This window comes from Streptomyces sp. NPDC030814 (assembly GCF_055572155.1).
The window spans coordinates 785,032-800,543 of the sequence record NZ_JBVIDX010000001.1; the positions used below are offsets into that span (position 1 = coordinate 785,032).

11 protein-coding genes are annotated in these 15,512 nt (G+C 72.7%); 9 read left to right on the forward strand and 2 right to left on the reverse strand.

Annotation, left to right across the window (positions count from 1 at the left end; all coding sequences use genetic code 11):
• Positions 1-8 precede the first annotated feature (8 nt).
• Positions 9-1,580 carry an alpha/beta hydrolase gene (locus ACZ43N_RS03265; protein ID WP_468094622.1) on the reverse strand — a complete coding sequence of 524 codons (1,572 nt, stop codon included), beginning with the start codon at positions 1,578-1,580 and terminating at the stop codon, positions 9-11.
• A gap of 159 nt (positions 1,581-1,739) precedes the next feature.
• Positions 1,740-2,783 carry an Rv2578c family radical SAM protein gene (locus tag ACZ43N_RS03270; protein WP_468094623.1) on the reverse strand — a complete coding sequence of 348 codons (1,044 nt, stop codon included), beginning with the start codon at positions 2,781-2,783 and terminating at the stop codon, positions 1,740-1,742.
• Positions 2,784-2,992: 209 nt separating this feature from the next.
• On the opposite strand from ACZ43N_RS03270, the gene ACZ43N_RS03275 reads away from it, so the two are divergent.
• The 9 genes from ACZ43N_RS03275 (at position 2,993) to ACZ43N_RS03315 (ending at position 15,484) form a co-directional block, all read left to right on the forward strand.
• On the forward strand, positions 2,993-3,436 hold the full coding sequence (locus ACZ43N_RS03275; RefSeq protein ID WP_468094624.1) for an SRPBCC family protein: 444 nt from the start codon (positions 2,993-2,995) through the stop codon (positions 3,434-3,436).
• 191 nt (positions 3,437-3,627) lie between these two features.
• A complete protein-coding gene (locus tag ACZ43N_RS03280; RefSeq protein WP_468094625.1) occupies positions 3,628-6,063 on the forward strand; it encodes an MFS transporter in 2,436 nt (811 codons plus the stop codon).
• Between the two features lie 239 nt (positions 6,064-6,302).
• Positions 6,303-8,816, forward strand: coding sequence for an ATP-binding SpoIIE family protein phosphatase (locus tag ACZ43N_RS03285; protein WP_468094626.1), 2,514 nt, complete (start codon positions 6,303-6,305; stop codon positions 8,814-8,816).
• A gap of 303 nt (positions 8,817-9,119) precedes the next feature.
• On the forward strand, positions 9,120-9,842 hold the full coding sequence (locus ACZ43N_RS03290; protein ID WP_468094627.1) for a class I SAM-dependent methyltransferase: 723 nt from the start codon (positions 9,120-9,122) through the stop codon (positions 9,840-9,842).
• A 116-nt stretch (positions 9,843-9,958) separates the two neighbouring features.
• On the forward strand, positions 9,959-10,792 hold the full coding sequence (locus tag ACZ43N_RS03295; RefSeq protein WP_468094628.1) for a M55 family metallopeptidase: 834 nt from the start codon (positions 9,959-9,961) through the stop codon (positions 10,790-10,792).
• Positions 10,785-12,116, forward strand: a complete 1,332-nt coding sequence (locus ACZ43N_RS03300; RefSeq protein ID WP_468094629.1) for a M20/M25/M40 family metallo-hydrolase — start codon at positions 10,785-10,787, stop codon at positions 12,114-12,116. Before ACZ43N_RS03295 ends, ACZ43N_RS03300 begins: the two co-directional genes overlap by 8 nt.
• 43 nt (positions 12,117-12,159) lie before the next feature.
• Positions 12,160-14,169 (forward strand): prolyl oligopeptidase family serine peptidase, encoded by a 2,010-nt coding sequence (locus ACZ43N_RS03305; RefSeq protein WP_468094630.1) that lies wholly within the window; start codon positions 12,160-12,162, stop codon positions 14,167-14,169.
• Positions 14,170-14,204: 35 nt separating this feature from the next.
• Positions 14,205-15,131 (forward strand): S66 peptidase family protein, encoded by a 927-nt coding sequence (locus ACZ43N_RS03310; RefSeq protein ID WP_468094692.1) that lies wholly within the window; start codon positions 14,205-14,207, stop codon positions 15,129-15,131.
• 92 nt (positions 15,132-15,223) lie between these two features.
• Entirely contained in the window at positions 15,224-15,484 is a 261-nt protein-coding gene (locus ACZ43N_RS03315) for a LapA family protein (protein ID WP_468094631.1), read from the forward strand.
• Positions 15,485-15,512 lie beyond the last annotated feature (28 nt).

Genomic DNA, 15,512 nt, shown 5'->3' on the forward strand with positions numbered 1-15,512 from the left:
GGAACCTATCAGGAGCGGAAGCCGAGCAGACCGTGGAGCGTCGAGCCGCGCGACGCGGACGACGCCGCCCCGGGCTTCCGCGGTTCGGGATCGGGCAGCCTCTCGCACACCGCGTCGGCCTCGCCGGTGCCGCGCGGCACGGTGCCGTCGTTCAGATAGGCGGCAAGATGCCCGTCGAGGCAGGAGTTCCCGCTCAGCGTGATGCCGTGGTTCCCGCCGCCCCGTTCGACGACCAGGCTGGAGCCGCGCAGCAAGTGGTGGGTGATGACGCCGCCCTCATAGGGGGTGGCGGCGTCGTCGGTGGCCTGGAGGATCAGGACCGGCGGCAGCGCGTGGTTGGAGACGTCCACGGGGTTCAGGGACGTCGTGGGCCAGAACGCGCACGGCGCGTTGTACCAGGCGTTGTTCCAGGTCATGAACGGTGCCTTCTGGTGCACCGCCCAGTTGTCGTCGCGCCACTGGTCCCAGTCGCGCGGCCAGTAAGCGTCACGGCACTGCACCGCGGCGTAGACGCTGTAGCCGTTGGCGCCGGAGGAGTCGACGGCGGCGAAGTTCTCGTACGCCTCGACCAGCGGGTCGTCGTCCTTCTTGTTCACGAAGGCCGCGAACGCCTCCGCGAGATCCGGCCAGTAGCCGTTGAAGTAGCCGCCGGGCAGGAAGGTGTCCTCCAGTTCGGAGGCGCCCACCGTGCCGTCCGCGGGCTTCCCGGCCAGCGCCGACCGCATCGCGTACCACTTGGTTTCGACCGTTTGCGGATCGGTGCCGAGCCGGTAGGTCCTGTCGTTCCTGGCGATCCAGGCCATCAGGGCCCGGTGGCGGTCGCCGAACGCGTGATCCTGCTGGAGGTTGTCCTCGTACCAGACCCCGGTGGGGTCGACCACGGAGTCCAGCACCGCGCGCCGTACCCGGTGGGGGAAGAGCTTGGCGTAGACGGCGCCCAGATAGGTGCCGTACGAGTACCCGAAGTAGTTGATCTTCTTCGCGCCGAGCGCCGCACGGATGGCGTCGATGTCCTCGGCCGCGCTCACCGTGTCGATGTACGGCAGCACGTCCCCGTGCTTCTCGGCGCACGCCCGCGCGAAGTCCTCGGCGCGCTGCAGATTCGCCCTCTCGCTCTCGCCGGTGCTCGGCAAGGAGTCGGGGCGCACCGGCGCGAAGTGGTCCGGCCTGCAGTTCAGCGCGGGCTTGCTGGCGCCGACGCCGCGCGGGTCGAAGCCGATGACGTCGTACTGCGCGGCCACCTGCTTCGGCAGTGACGAGGCGACGAATCCGGCCAGGGTGAGTCCACTGCCGCCGGGGCCGCCGGGGTTGACCAGCAGAGGCCCCTGGGACCTCTTCGCGGTGTGCGGCACACGGGAGAGGGCGAGCGTGATCTTCCTGCCCCGCGGATCCGCGTGGTTCAGCGGCACCTCGAGGGAGGCGCACTGGAGGGTCGGATACGCGCTGGTGGCGCACTTCTTCCAGGAGATCTCAGCCACCGGTGCGGCTCTGGAGCCGCCGCTCGCGTCGGCCGGGACCGCCGTGGCCATCCCGGCCAGCACGGCGGCGGCACCGCACAGAGCGGTCGCGCGTTTCTTCATGTGTCAGGTCTCCCAAAACGGAGGATGTCGAGCCGTGCACACCACGGCCTTTGGTCGCATCGTCCCGGAATGAGAGAGCGGAACAAACCGGTCTGTCACATCTTGACCCGATCGGCGAGGAAGGAGCGCCCGGATGACCCCGCGGTCAGGGATGTTCCGTCACAGAAGGGTCAGTTGGGTGGGTGCCGTGTCCGGTGCCGTCTCGGGCGGGGCCGTCTCGGGCGCCGTGATCCTCCTAGGCAGCCCCGCGCGCCGGGGTCCCATGCCGAACTCCTCGGCCAGTTCGTGCACCTGACGGGTCACCTGGCGCTGGTACCACTTCGGGGCGTACGCCCCCTCCGCGTAGAGCCGCTCGTAACGCCGTACGAGATGGGGGTGGTGGCGCTCCAGCCACGCCATGTACCACTCGCGTGCGCCCGGCCGCAGGTGCAGCACCAGCGGTGTCACGGACGTCGCCCCGGAGGCCGCGATCGCCCGGACGGTGTCGCGCAGCCGGTCGGGGTGGTCGCTGAGGAAGGGGAGCACGGGGGCCATCAGCACCCCGCAGCCGATGCCGTGGTCGGCGAAGGCCCGCACGATGTCGAGGCGGCGCTCCGGGGCCGGTGTGCCCGGCTCGACCGTGCGCCACAGTTCCTGGTCGGTGAAGCCGACGGAGACGGAGATCCCCACCTCGGTGACCTCCGCGGCCTGCCGGATGAGGTCGAGGTCGCGCAGGATCAGTGTGCCCTTGGTCAGGATCGAGAACGGGTTCGCGTGGTCCCGCAGGGCGGTGATGATGCCCGGCATCAGCCGGTACCGGCCCTCCGCCCGCTGGTAGCAGTCCACGTTGGTGCCCATCGCGATGTGCTCCCCGCGCCAGCGCGGTGAGGCCAGCTGACGGCGCAGCAGTTCGGGTGCGTTGACCTTCACCACGATCTGGGAGTCGAAGTCGTGGCCCGTGTCCAGGTCCAGATAGCTGTGGGTCCGGCGGGCGAAGCAGTAGACGCACGCGTGCGTGCAGCCCCGATAGGGGTTCACCGTCCACTCGAACGGCATCCGGGAGGCTCCCGGGACCCGGTTCACGATCGACTTCGCCCGGATCTCGTGGAAGGTCATGCCCCGGAACTCGGGCGTGTCGAAGGTGCGCGTCGTCACCGCCTCCGCGCCGAACAGCGCGGCGTCCCGGGCCGTGGCGGGGTTCTCGGCCAGATGGTCCCAGCGCATGGACGCCTCCTCGGTTGCTCCTGCCCCAGAATAGAACACACGTTCCCTTGATCGTGCGAATAGGTTTTCGAACATCGTGTGAAGGTCTCGTCGGGAGGGTGTCCCGCAGCCCGCTCGCCGCCCGTCCGGGCCCCCGATTTGGGCCGTCCGGCCGGGTGGTGGTTGGCTTTCCGCACATCCCCGAGTTACCAAGTGCTGGAGGAAGTGCAATGGCGCAGGTCGAGGCCACGACGGAACGAGTCGTCGCGGCGGACGCGGAGACGGTGTTCGACACTCTGGCCGACTACAGCGGCACGCGCGAGAAGCTGCTGCCCGAGCACTTCAGCGAGTACGAGGTGCGCGAGGGCGGCGACGGCGAGGGCACCCTCGTCCACTGGCGGCTCCAGGCCACCAGCAAGCGCGTCCGCGACTGTCTCCTGGAGGTCACCGAGCCCTCCGACGGTGAGCTCGTCGAGAAGGACCGCAACTCCTCCATGGTCACCGTCTGGCGTGTCACGCCCGCCGGCGAGGGCAGGTCCCGTGTCGTCGTCACCACCACCTGGCAGGGCGCCGGCGGCATCGGCGGCTTCTTCGAGAGGACCTTCGCCCCCAAGGGCCTCGGCCGGATCTACGACGCCCTCCTCGCGAACCTCGCCGCCGAGGTCGAGAAGTAGGCACCGGGCGCCCTCCTCCGGCGCACCCGCCGCCCGGCCCAAAGGGCGGCGTACCGGGGCCCGTTGTGCCCCTCACCGGTTCGAGTGGATCTCCATGGCGCTCCCCTGGACGCCGTAACCCGTCGCACTTACCGGCAGTTGCCGCTTGACGCGGGAACTGTGCGGTGAGTGCGACGAGGGGAGCGGTACGCATGGGCGCGACCACACTGCTGAAGGACGAACCGACCAGCACCCCCGCACCACCGCCGGCCGAACCGCCACCACTGGGCACCGCCCGCGTCCGTTCGGTGTTCTCCGCTCTCCTGCTCGTGCTGCTCCTCGCCGCACTGGAGCAGATGACCGTGGCCGTCGCGCTCCCGCGGCTCGCCGGTGAACTGCACGGCCGGGACCGGATGCCCTGGGTGATCACCGCGTATCTGCTCACCGCCACCGTCGCGCTGCCGGTCCACGGCAGACTGGGCGAGCTGTACGGCCGCAAGGGAGTGTTCCAGTTCGCGCTCGTCGTCTTCCTGGCCGGCTCGGCCCTCGCGGGCTCGTCCCACAGCATGGAGCAGCTCATCGCGTTCCGCGCGCTCCAGGGCGTCGGTGCCGGCGGCCTGATGACCGGCGTCCAGGCGATCATCGCCGACATCGTGCCGGAACACCGGCGGGGCCGTTACCTCGGTGTGGTCGGGGCCGCGTTCGGCCTCGCCTCGGTCGCCGGCCCGCTCCTCGGCGGCTACCTCACGGACCAGCTCTCCTGGCGGTGGTGCTTCTACGCCAACGTGCCCTTCGGGGTGATCGCCCTTGCCGTCGTCACCGTCGCGCTGAAGTCTCCGAAGTCGTCGAAGTCTCCGAGGTCTCCGAAGCCGTCGGGGACGGAGCCCCAACGGCCCCGGAGGCGGCTCGACGTGGTCGGCGCGCTGCTGCTCGCGGCCGCCTCGGCCTGCCTGGTGCTGCCGGCCGGCTGGGGCGGTACGGCCCACGCGTGGGACTCCCGGGTCGTCCTCGGGCTCGGTGCCGGCGCGGTCGCGGCGACCGTCCTCTTCCTCACCGTCGAGCGGTTCGCGGCCGATCCCCTCATCCCCCTGCGGTTGTTCCGGGACCCTGTCTTCGTCGTGACCGGGCTCGTGGGGCTGGCCATCGGTGCCGCGCTCTTCGGGGCGGCCACCTATCTGCCGGCCTATCTCCAGCTGGCCGACGGCGCCTCCGCGACCGAGTCGGGCGTCCTCATGCTGCCGATGACGGCCGGAATCGTCGCCGCTTCCGTCGTCTCCGGCCGGCTCATCAGCCGCACCGGGCACTACCGGGCGTATCCGGTCCTCGGCAGCGCCCTGGCCGCCGCGGGCCTGGTGCTGCTCTCACGCCTGGGGACCGACACACCCCGGCTGCACTTCGGCCTCTGGACGGCCCTGCTCGGCGCGGGCATTGGCATGGTGATGCCGGTCCTGGTCCTCGCCGTGCAGAACTCCGTGCGGCCCCACGACATCGGCGCCGCCATCCACGCGAGCAACTACTTCCGCCAACTCGGCGGAAGCCTGGGGGTAGCACTGCTCGGCACGCTGCTGACGGCCCGGCTGGCCGACCGCCTGCCCGCCCCCGCGAACCACCGGGCCACGACCCGGTCCGGTGCCCCCGGACCCGTCCACGGGCTGCCCGACCCGCTGCCCGCCGCGTACGCCGAGAGCTACGCCACGGCCATGCCGCGGCTCTTCCTGTACCTCGCGCCGGTGCTCGTCCTCGGGCTCGTCATCGCCGTCTTCCTCAAGGAGAGACCACTGCTCTGGCACGGCGAGGTTCCCGACGAGCCGGCTCCCGACGGCCCCAGGCCCCCGGTCCCCGTCCCTCAGGCCCGATCGCCCCACACCCCGGGCGCCGCCCCGGCGACCCCCGAAGTCCCGCTGTGCGGCACCGTGCGGCACCCGGACGGCACCGTCATGCCGCGGGCCGCGCTCACCCTCATCGACGCCGTCGGCCGGCAGACCTGGCGCGGCGGCAGCGGCGAGGACGGGCGGTACGCGCTGGCCACGCCCGGACCGGGGGCGTACGTGCTCATCGCGGCGGCCGGCGGCCACCGGCCGCAGGCGGTGACCGTGACCGTCGGGGAACGCCCCGTCGAGGTCGACATCGTGCTCGGCGGCGCGGGACGCCTGGTCGGCGCCGTGCGCACCACGGACGGCCGGGCGGTGAGCGACGCGACCGTCACCCTCACCGACGTCCACGGCGAGGTCGTGGTGACCACCCGCAGCGGCGAGCGCGGCGAGTACGTCATCACCGACCTGGTGGCCGGGGAGTACCTCCTCGCCGCCGACGCCCACTCCTACCGCCCCGCCGTGCTGCCCGTCACCGTCCGGGCCGCCGGCGAGACCCGGCAGGACATCGAAGTCGCCGGGGGCGCCGTCCTGAAGGGCACGGTCCGCGCCGGTGGCGGCCGTCCCGTCGAGGACGCGCGGGTGACCCTCCTCGACGCCGCGGGCAACGTCGTCGGCACGCTCACCACCGGTATCGACGGCATGTTCCGATTCGGTGACCTGCCCAGCGGCGAGTACACGATGATCGCGACGGGATACCCGCCGGTCGCGAAGGTCCTCCGGGTCACGGGCGGCGGCCGGACGGTACGGGATCTTCAGCTGGGGCACGCGGACTGAGATGTGAGGCGCGCACCCGAGACCGCCGGCCGGGCGGGGCACCCGGGCCGGCCGCGGGCGCCGCTCCAGGCCCGGAAGGGGGGCGTGCGAGTCGAACGCGCGCCAAGCGTGTGCCGGGCTGTGCGCCGGAGGCTCCCGGTGGTCAATTCCCGTATTGCCACACCCCGCGACGCTACGCCGCCGTACGGTAGTGAGGGCGCCGCAGATCTTGCGAGCCGTGGGAAGAAAGGGCCTTGGCCATGGACCGTGGCACCGACACGGGGGCGAACACCGGCCGTGGAGCGGGTGACGAGGCGGTGGGGCGGACCGCGGCCGGCCGTGTCCCCCTGGCCGTGGTCGTCGTCGACCGCGGCGGCCTCGTGTCGCACTGGAGCACCGGCGCCCGGCGGCTGTTCGGCACGGCCAAGGAGAACGCGGTGGGCCGCCCAGCCCTGGACCTGCTGCCCGTGTCCGGCGCACTCCCCGAGGAGGACGACACCCCGTCGCACGCCGCGTACGGCCCGTACGACGGACTCGGCCCCGACCTGGAGTCCTCGCTCGACGGACAGCTCTGCTACCCGTCGGCCGGACGGGCCCGGCTCACCGTCCCCGAGGACGAGCCCGGCGGTGCGAACGGCCCCGTGGCAGGACACCGCACCCGGATCGACGTCCTGTGGTGGGCCTACCCGCTCGTCGGGCCCGGCCGGGAACGCCTGCTGGTGCTGGCCGCCGACGCAGGGGCGCTGAGGGGACAGCACGAAGGGGTGGCCGTCGAGCGCATCGCGCCCGGCTTCGCCCTCCACACCGACTTCCCCGGCGCCGAGGAACTCGCCCGCCGCCTCCCCGAGATCCTGCCCAGCATGAGCGTCGACGACAGCGCCCGCATCGTCGCTCAGGTCCTCGAGCTGGGCTACCCGGTACTGGAGTTCAGCCAGAACGACCGGGTGCCCGTGACCCCCGACTGGGGCGTGCCCCGGCGCGCCGAACGGCAGCGGCGCCGCGAACGCGCCGCCCGCGCCGTCGCCGAGGGACTGCCGGTCCCCGAGGAACTGGAGGACGAGGGGGAGGACCTCGAATACGCCGCCGTGCGGGAGCGCCTGGAGTTCCTCAACGAGGTGAGCGGACGCATCGGCACGTCCCTCGATCTGTCCCGCACGATCGTCGAGGTCAGCAAGGCCGTCGTGCCCCGCTTCACCGATGTCGCCGGCACCTATCTGCGCGAACAGGTCGTCGCCGGTGAGGGCTTCCCCGAAGGGGTGCCCGACACGACCACCATGTGGCACCGGGTGGCGGTCGAGCACACGGACGAGCCCGGCCGCTGGGACGACGTCGTCCCGGTGGGCGAGGCCATGCCGTTCCCCGCGCACACGCCGTTCTTCCAGTGCATGACCACCGGCGAACCCGTGCTCGTCCCCCGGATCAGCGAGCAGATGGGGCACGCGATCGCCGCGCAGTTCGAGAAGCGCGACATCCGGCCGCTGATCACCGGCCGCTCCATGCTGATCGTGCCGCTGAAGGCCCGCAACGTGGTGCTCGGCTTCATGATCCTGCTGCGCCACCCGGAGCGCGAGGTCTTCGACGACATGGACCGCGTCACCGGCGCCGAACTCGCCGCCCGTGCCGGGCTCGTCCTCGACAACGCGCGCATGTACACCTACCAGGAGAACGTCGCCGAGACGCTCCAGGACAGCATGCTGCCCACCATCGAGGCCCACCGGACGGGCTGCGACATCGCCACCCGCTACCTGCCCGGCACCCTGCTCGGGCGGGTCGGCGGCGACTGGTTCGACTCGGTGAAGCTGCCCGGTGCCCGTACCGCCCTGGTCGTCGGCGACGTCATGGGGCACGGGCTCAACTCGGCAGCGATGATGGGCCAGTTGCGCACCGCCGTCCAGACCATGGCCGCACTGGACCTGCCGCCCGCGCAGCTCCTGCGCAACCTCGACGACCTCGCCCAGCGCCTCGGCGACACCTACCTCGCGACCTGCCTGTACGCCGTCTACGATCCGATCGCCGGCGAACTGCACCTCGCCAACGCCGGCCACATCCCGCCGGTGCTGGTCCGCGCGGTGGACGGCCGCAGCGAACTGCTCGACCTGCCCACCGGCGCGCCCATCGGGGTCGGCGGGGTGCCCTTCGAGGCGGTACGCGTCCCCGTGGAGCCCGGCGACCGGCTCGTGATGTGCACCGACGGGCTGGTGGAGGTGCGCGGTGAGGACATCGGCGTCGGCCTCGCGACACTGTGCGAGTCCGCCGCCCACCCGGCCGCATCCATGGACGATGCCTGCGACACCATCATCCGCGCCCTCAACATCAGGGGCGGCCGCAAGGACGATGTGGCCCTGCTGATGGCCCGCCTGGGCGGCGTCGCACCGCAGGACGTCGCCGAGTGGCGCCTCGCCTCCGACCCGGCCGACGTCGGCCGGGCCCGCGCCGTCGTCCGTGAACAACTCCACGTCTGGGGGCTGGAGCAGCTCACGGACACGGCCGAACTGCTGGTCGGCGAACTGGTCACCAACGCCGTTCGGCACGCGAGCGGACGCCGTGTCGAACTGCGGCTCGTGCGGGGCGACACCCTGCTCTGCGAGGTCGACGACGAGGACCACACCCTGCCGACGCTCCTCAGCACCGGCCCCGCCGACGAGTTCGGCCGGGGGCTGCGCGTCCTCGGCACCCTCGCGCGCGAGTGGGGGACGAGCCGGACGGGCGCCGGGAAGACGGTGTGGTTCGAGCTGACGCTGCCCCGGCGCCGCTTGGGGGTCCTTTCACTATGAGCGTCCGATCAGGTCGCGTGGCCCGGCGCCTTGCGATGTGCGGTGCCAGGCCACGCGACCCGGGCGGGCAGGGTGAAAGGACTCCTGAGGAGCGACCGTGGAGCCGGGGACGGGGACCGCTCCCGCCGGTGTTCTCCGTGAGGCGCGGGCAGCGCGAGTGAAACGGGCGGGGCATGACGCGTTGTGCGCGATCCGGATGCGAGGTGAAGGTACGCGCACGGCGCTTGTCCCCGCGTGACGGGCACGGTAGACCGTTCTGGGCCGTCCCGTCCGGTGGGCCCGCGTCGCACCCTGGGGGTTGGCATGAGCGTGACGAGTCGGTACCGGGACGCCTGGGAGGGGTTCTGGCGTGAGGCCCCGGACGAACCGGGGGCCGTGTTCTGGGACGCCGAGCCCGAGCGGACCTCCGCGGTCCACCTGGCCCTCTTCGAGCCCCACCTGACGGCCCTGGACCTGCCCCTGGTGGACCTCGGCTGCGGCAACGGCACCCAGACCCGCTACCTCGCCGACCGCTTCGCCCGGGTCGTCGGCACGGACCTGTCGGCCGCCGCCCTCGACCACGCCCGCCGTGCCGACCCCGACGGCCGGGCCGGCTACCGGCTCCTCGACGCGGCCGACACGTCGGACGCCGACGCCCTGCGCGCGGACCTCGGTGACGCCAACGTCTATCTGCGCGGCGTCCTCCACCAGTGCGAGCCCGACGACAGACAGCGCCTCGTCGCCACCGTCGCCACGCTGGTGGGGGAGCGCGGCCGGGCCTTCCTCGTCGAACTCTCCGAAGCCGCCAAACCCGTGCTCATGGGCCTGGCCGGCGGCCCCGCCGGCCCGCCCCCGAAACTCGCCCCGGTCCTCCGCCACGGCATCGCCCCCGCCGAGGTCAGCGACGCCGCGGTCCCCGCCTACCTGCACGCGGCCGGGCTCACGGTCCTCGCCGACGGCGAACTCCCCCTGGTCACCACCGAACACACGGCCGACGGCACCCGGATCGAACTGCCGTCGAGGTGGTACGTGGCCGGCCGGACCTGAGCACGGGAGCGACACCGGGCGGGCAGCGGGCGAAACCGCCCGGGAAGGAGGGAAACCGCACGTCCGACGCGGCTCGTCGCCGCGCCGGTCCGGGGCGGCGCGTAACGTGAGGCGGCATGAAGATCCTCATCAGCGCGGACATGGAGGGCGCCACCGGGGTCACCTGGCCGGCCGACGTGCTGCCGGGTACCCCGCAGTGGGAGCGCTGCCGGGCGATGTTCACCTCCGACGTGAACGCCGCCGTACTCGGCTTCCTCGACGGCGGAGCCGACGAGGTGCTCGTCAACGAGGCGCACTGGACCATGCGCAACCTGCTCCTGGAGCAACTGGACGAGCGGGCGCAGATGCTCACCGGGCGGCACAAGGCGCTGTCCATGGTCGAGGGCGTGCAGCACGGGGACGTCGACGGCATCGCCTTCATCGGCTACCACGCGGGCGCCGGCATGGAAGGCGTCCTCGCCCACACCTACCTCGCGAACTCCATCACCGGCGTGTGGGTCGACGACGTACGGGCCAGCGAGGGGCTGCTGAACTCGCATGTGGTCGCCGAGTTCGGGGTACCGGTGGTGCTGGTGACCGGTGACGACGTGGCGTGCGAGGACGCCCTGGGGTATGCGCCCGGCGCGCTCAAGGTCGCGGTCAAGGACCATGTGTCCCGGTACGCGGCGGTGTGCCGCACCCCGGCGCGGACCGCCGCCGACATCCGCGCGGCGGCGAAGGAGGCCGCGTCGCTCGCGGTCCGGCACGAACCGGTGCGGGGCGGCCCCTTCACCGTGGCGCTGGAGTTCGACGCCGAGCACCTGGCGATGGCCGCCACGGTCGTACCGGGCGTGACGCGGATCGGCGAACGCAAGATCGCGTACACCAGCACGACCATGTACGAGGGAATCCGTACCTTCAAGGCGGTCACGACGATCGTCTCGGCCGCGGTGGAGGAGACGTATGGCTGAGCAGACGGCAGCGGTGGACGAAGAGGCGCTCGACGAGGTCGTCCGGTTCACCTCGGACCTGATCCGCATCGACACCACCAACCGCGGCGGCGGGGACTGCCGGGAACGGCCCGCCGCCGAGTACGCCGCCGCGCGGCTCGCCGAGGCAGGGCTCGTACCCACGCTGCTGGAGCGCACCCAGGGCCGTACGAACGTCGTTGCCAGGATCGAGGGCACCGACCCGTCGGCGGACGCGCTGCTCGTCCACGGTCATCTCGACGTGGTGCCCGCGCGGGCGGAGGACTGGAGCGTGCACCCGTTCTCCGGGGAGATCCGCGACGGCGTGGTCTGGGGCCGGGGCGCGGTCGACATGAAGAACATGGACGCGATGATCCTCGCCGTCGTACGGCAGTGGGCCCGCCACGGCGTACGGCCCCGCCGCGACCTCGTGATCGCGTTCACCGCCGACGAGGAGGCCAGTGCCGAGGACGGCTCCGGGTTCCTCGCCGACCGGCATCCGGGCCTGTTCGAGGGCTGCACCGAGGGCATCAGCGAGTCGGGGGCGTTCACCTTCCACGACGGAGCCGGCCGGCAGATCTACCCGATCGCAGCCGGGGAACGCGGCACCGGCTGGGTGAAGCTCACCGCGCGCGGCCGGGCCGGCCACGGCTCCAAGGTGAACCGGGACAACGCCGTGACCCGGCTGGCGGCGGCGGTCGCCCGGATCGGCGCCCACGCGTGGCCCCTGCGGCTCACTCCGACGGTGCGCGCCGCCCTCACCGAGCTCGCCGGGCTGTACGGCATCCAACCCGAGCTCGACGACCCCGAGGGCGTCGACCGGCTGCTGGAGAAGCTCGGCCCGGCCGCCGCCCTGGTCGAGCCGACCGTGCGAGGCAGCGCCAACCCGACCATGCTGGACGCCGGCTACAAGATCAATGTGATTCCGGGTGAGGCCGTCGGCCACGTCGACGGGCGGTACCTGCCCGGCGGCGAGGACGAGTTCCGCGACACCCTGGACCGGCTCACCGGTCCCGACGTGGACTGGGAGTTCCAGCACCGCGAGGTGGCCCTCCAGGCGCCGGTCGACTCGGCGACGTACGCGCGGATGCGGGCCGCCGTCGAGGAGTTCGCGCCCGAGGGCCACGTGGTGCCGTACTGCATGGCCGGCGGCACGGACGCCAAGCAGTTCTCGCGCCTCGGGATCACCGGCTACGGCTTCTCGCCGCTGAAGCTTCCCGAGGGCTTCGACTACGCGGCCCTCTTCCACGGCGTCGACGAGCGCGTCCCGGTCGAGGCGCTCCACTTCGGCGTCCGGGTACTCGACCGCTTCCTGAGGACGGCCTAGGAAGCGGCGGTCCGGGGAAGTCACAGACGGGGGACGAAGGGAGATGGGGGACACGGTGCAGACGCTGGCGTACGGTTCGTGGCACTCTCCGATCGACGCGGCGCTCGCGGCCGCCCACGACGGGCACCCCGAGTTCGCGGCGTTCGTCGGCGACGAGGCGTGGTGGACCGAGCCACGCCCCACCGAGGGCGGCAGACGCACCCTCGTACGGCGGACGCCCGACGGCACGGAGGAGTCGGTGCTGCCGGCGCCGTGGAACGTGCGCAGCCGGGTGATGGAGTACGGCGGCCACCCGTGGGCCGGCGTCCTGCGGGACAACGGGCCCCTCGTGGTGTTCGTGAACTTCGCCGACCAGCGCCTCTACCGGTACGAGCCCGGCGGAGAGCCGCGCGCGCTCACCCCCGTGTCCCCGGTGGGCGGCGGGCTGCGCTGGGTCGATCCGGTGCTGCACCCCGAGCGGGGCGAGGTGTGGTGCGTCCTGGAGGAGTTCACCGGGGAGGGGCCCGCCGACGTACGGCGGGTCGTCGCCGCCGTGCCGCTGGACGGCTCGGCGGCCGAGGACCGCGGGGCCGTCCGTGAGCTCTCCGCACAGAAGCATCGTTTCGTCACCGGGCCCCGGCTCTCGCCCGACGGCCGCCGTGCCGCGTGGCTCGGCTGGGACCACCCGCGCATGCCCTGGGACGGCACCGAACTGATCGTCGCCGACGTCACCGACGACGGCACGCTGCGCGGCGCCCGGACCGTCGAGGGCGGCCCCGACGAGTCGATCGCCCAGGTCGAGTGGGCCGCCGACGGCACCCTCGTGTACTGCGGTGACCGTACGGGCTACTGGAACATCTACCGCCGTGAGCACGACGGCCGCAGCACTCCGCTGTGCGCCCGCGAGGAGGAGTTCGGCGGGCCGCTGTGGAAGATCGGCCTGCGCTGGTTCGCCCTGCTGGACAGCGGGCTCATCGCCGTCGTGCACGGCCGGGGCGCCACGGCGCTCGGCATCCTCGACCCCGAGACCGGCCAGATCACCGACGCGGACGGCCCCTGGACCGAGTTCGCACCGTCGCTCGCCACCCACGGAGGCCGGGTGATCGCCATCGGCGCCAGCCCCCGCAGCGCGTACGAGGTCGTCGAACTGCACACCGGCCCCACGGGCTCCGGCTCCGCCGGTACGCTCGCCGGCCGCGCCCGCGTCATCGGGGCGGCGCACGACGACCCGGTCGACCCCGCCTACTATCCCGAACCCCAGATCCGTACCTTCCTCGGCCCCGCCGGACGAGAGATCCACGCGCACGTCTACCCGCCCCACAACCCCGGCTGCCTCGCCCCCGGCACCGAACTGCCGCCGTACGTCGTCTGGGCGCACGGCGGACCCACCAGCCGCGCGCCCCTGGTCCTCGACCTGACCATCGCGTACTTCACCTCGCGCGGCATCGGCGTCGCCGAGGTCAACTACGGAGGGTCCACGGGGTACGGGCGGGAGTACCGCAACCGGCTGCGCGAGCAGTGGGGCGTCGTCGACGTCGAGGACTGCGCGGCCGTCGCCCTCGCCCTTGCCGACGAGGGCACCGCCGACCGCTCCAGGCTCGCCATCCGGGGCGGCAGCGCGGGCGGCTGGACCACGGCCGTCTCCCTCACCACGACCGACGTCTACGCCTGCGGAACCATCCTGTACCCAGTGCTGGACCTCACCCAGTGGGGGTCGGGGGAGACCCACGACTTCGAGTCGCGGTACCTGGAAAGTCTCGTCGGGCCGCTCGCCGAGGAACCGATGCGGTACACGGAGCGGTCGCCCGCCGAGCACGCCGACCGGATCACCGCGCCCTTCCTGCTGCTCCAGGGCCTCGACGACGTGATCTGCCCGCCCGCGCAGTGCGAGCGGTTCCTCACGCGGATGGAGGGAGGACGGGTGCCGCACGCGTACATCGCCTTCGAGGGGGAGGGGCACGGATTCCGGCGGGCGGAGACGATGGTGCGGGTCCTGGAGGCGGAGCTTTCGCTGTACGCGCAGGTCTTCGGGTTGAATCCTCCTGGAATCCCTACCCTGGAGCTCGCCAAGTGACGACACCCACGCCGACCCGCACCCCGGCCCCCGCCGTGACGCCGCTGACCCGGCCCGCCCGCCTCGCGCCCGGCGCCCGGGTGGCCGTCGTCGCCCCCAGCGGGCCGGTGCCCGAGGAGCGGCTCAGCGCTGGGCTGGACGTCCTGCGCGGCTGGGACCTCGACCCCGTCGTCGCACCGCACACGCTCGACCGGCACCCCGACTTCGACTACCTCGCGGGCACCGACGCCGACCGGGCCGCCGACTTCCAGGCCGCCTGGTGCGACCCGTCCGTGGCCGCCGTGGTGTGCGCCCGCGGCGGTTACGGCGCGCAGCGGATGGCCGACCTGCTCGACTGGGACGCCATCCGCGCGGCCGGGCCGAAGATCCTCGTCGGGTTCAGCGACATCACCTCGCTCCACGAGGCCTTCGCCACCCGGGCCGGGCTGGTCACCCTGCACGGTCCGATGGCCGCCGGCGTCGACTTCCTCAAGAACACCCGCGCTCAGGACCATCTGCGGGCCACCCTCTTCGCCCCCGAGTCGGTCCGGACGATCACCGCCGAGGGCGGCACGGCCCTCGTCCCCGGCCGGGCTCGGGGCGTCCTGCTCGGCGGCTGCCTCTGCCTGCTCGCCGCGGAACTCGGCAACCCGCACGCCCGGCCGTCCGCGCGGGGCGCCCTGGTCTGCCTGGAGGACGTCGGCGAGGAGACCTACCGCCTCGACCGCTACCTCACCCAGCTGCTGCGCGCCGGCTGGTTCGACGGGGTCGCCGGGGTCCTCCTCGGCTCCTGGGCCCAGTGCGAGCCGTACGAGCGGGTCCGGGCCCTGCTCGTGGACCGCCTCGGCGGCGTCGGTGTGCCGATGGTGGAGGAGTTCGGCTTCGGACACTGCGACGGCGCGATCACCGTCCCGTTCGGTGTGACGGCCGAGCTGGACGCGGACGCGGGGACGCTGACGCTGGACGAGCCCGCGCTGGTCTGAGGCGGGGCGCGGGACCCCGGGCGCCGTGACGGCTCCCGCCCGGCGAGGTCTCCCGCCGGGCGCGGAACGCCGCCGCGTCGCATCCTGGTCGTATGAGCCCGAAGACGACCGCGTCGGAGCGAGGCAGGGGCAGGGTACGCGGGCACCGGCAGTGGGGTGACCTGCTGACGCCCGGCAGGCTCACCGTCGGCCTGCTCGCCGTGCTCGCTCTCGTCTTCATCTTCGAGAACACCCGGACCACCAAGATCCGGCTGCTGATCCCCGAGGTCACGATGCCGCTGTGGCTGGCGCTGCTGGGGACGGCGCTGATCGGCGCGGTGTGCGGGGCGTACTTCATGAAACGCCGCTGGTGAGACGGTCGGCGGTGCTGTGTCCGTGACC